1 rRNA gene is annotated in these 1,833 nt (G+C 59.0%); it reads right to left on the minus strand.

Annotation, left to right across the window (positions count from 1 at the left end):
- Positions 1–189 precede the first annotated feature (189 nt).
- Positions 190–1,711: ribosomal RNA gene (locus AC3WUG_RS19280) — 16S ribosomal RNA — on the minus strand.
- Between the last annotated feature and the right edge of the window lie 122 nt (positions 1,712–1,833).

The following is a 1,833-nucleotide window of genomic DNA, read 5'->3' on the forward strand; positions in this document are numbered from 1 at the left end:
TGGGCGACCACCCTCTGCCGGCTGTGCGCGTTCCGTCCCCGACAAGTCGAGGTGTACTGGCGCGATGCCGACCGATGATGGCCGCCGTAGTTGATGTTCCACCCTTGAGCACCACCCCGAACGCGTACGGCTCGGGCCTGGTCTCTGCACACACCCACGCATGGCGCGAGTGCGTCAGAAGCTCCTTAGAAAGGAGGTGATCCAGCCGCACCTTCCGGTACGGCTACCTTGTTACGACTTAGTCCCAATCGCCAGTCCCACCTTCGACGGCTCCCCCTGCGAACAGTTGGGCCACCGGCTTCGGGTGTTACCGACTTTCGTGACTTGACGGGCGGTGTGTACAAGGCCCGGGAACGTATTCACCGCAGCGTTGCTGATCTGCGATTACTAGCGACTCCGACTTCATGGGGTCGAGTTGCAGACCCCAATCCGAACTGAGACCGGCTTTTTGGGATTCGCTCCACCTCGCGGTATCGCAGCCCTTTGTACCGGCCATTGTAGCATGCGTGAAGCCCAAGACATAAGGGGCATGATGATTTGACGTCATCCCCACCTTCCTCCGAGTTGACCCCGGCAGTCTCCTATGAGTCCCCGGCATGACCCGCTGGCAACATAGGACGAGGGTTGCGCTCGTTGCGGGACTTAACCCAACATCTCACGACACGAGCTGACGACAACCATGCACCACCTGTACACCGACCTTGCGGGGCAACCATCTCTGGAAGTTTCCGGTGTATGTCAAGCCTTGGTAAGGTTCTTCGCGTTGCATCGAATTAATCCGCATGCTCCGCCGCTTGTGCGGGCCCCCGTCAATTTCTTTGAGTTTTAGCCTTGCGGCCGTACTCCCCAGGCGGGGCACTTAATGCGTTTGCTGCGGCACGGAACTCGTGGAATGAGCCCCACACCTAGTGCCCAACGTTTACGGCATGGACTACCAGGGTATCTAATCCTGTTCGCTCCCCATGCTTTCGCTCCTCAGCGTCAGTTGCGGCCCAGAGACCTGCCTTCGCCATCGGTGTTCCTCCTGATATCTGCGCATTCCACCGCTACACCAGGAATTCCAGTCTCCCCTACCGCACTCTAGTCTGCCCGTACCCACTGCAAGCCCGAGGTTGAGCCTCGAGTTTTCACAGCAGACGCGACAAACCGCCTACGAGCTCTTTACGCCCAATAATTCCGGACAACGCTTGCGCCCTACGTATTACCGCGGCTGCTGGCACGTAGTTAGCCGGCGCTTCTTCTGCAGGTACCGTCACTTGCGCTTCTTCCCTGCTGAAAGAGGTTTACAACCCGAAGGCCTTCATCCCTCACGCGGCGTCGCTGCATCAGGCTTGCGCCCATTGTGCAATATTCCCCACTGCTGCCTCCCGTAGGAGTCTGGGCCGTGTCTCAGTCCCAGTGTGGCCGGTCGCCCTCTCAGGCCGGCTACCCGTCGTCGCCTTGGTAGGCCGTTACCCCACCAACAAGCTGATAGGCCGCGAGTCCATCCCTGACCGATAAATCTTTCCAGACGCATCAGATGCCTGAGCGTCACGTATCCGGTATTAGACCTCGTTTCCAAGGCTTATCCCAGAGTCAGGGGCAGGTTACTCACGTGTTACTCACCCGTTCGCCACTGATCCACCCAGCAAGCTGGGCTTCACCGTTCGACTTGCATGTGTTAAGCACGCCGCCAGCGTTCGTCCTGAGCCAGAATCAAACTCTCCGTAGATGTCTCATTGGCAACCACCACCCTAAAGCGGCAGTCCACCGACACACGAAACGACCCCCACCCGCTGGCGAGCGGAGATCAGTCAATTCGGCTGCTAAAGAAGCCACCCGACGGGGTCGGGA

The organism is Cellulomonas sp. EB106-03-03-XG116 (assembly GCF_058792015.1).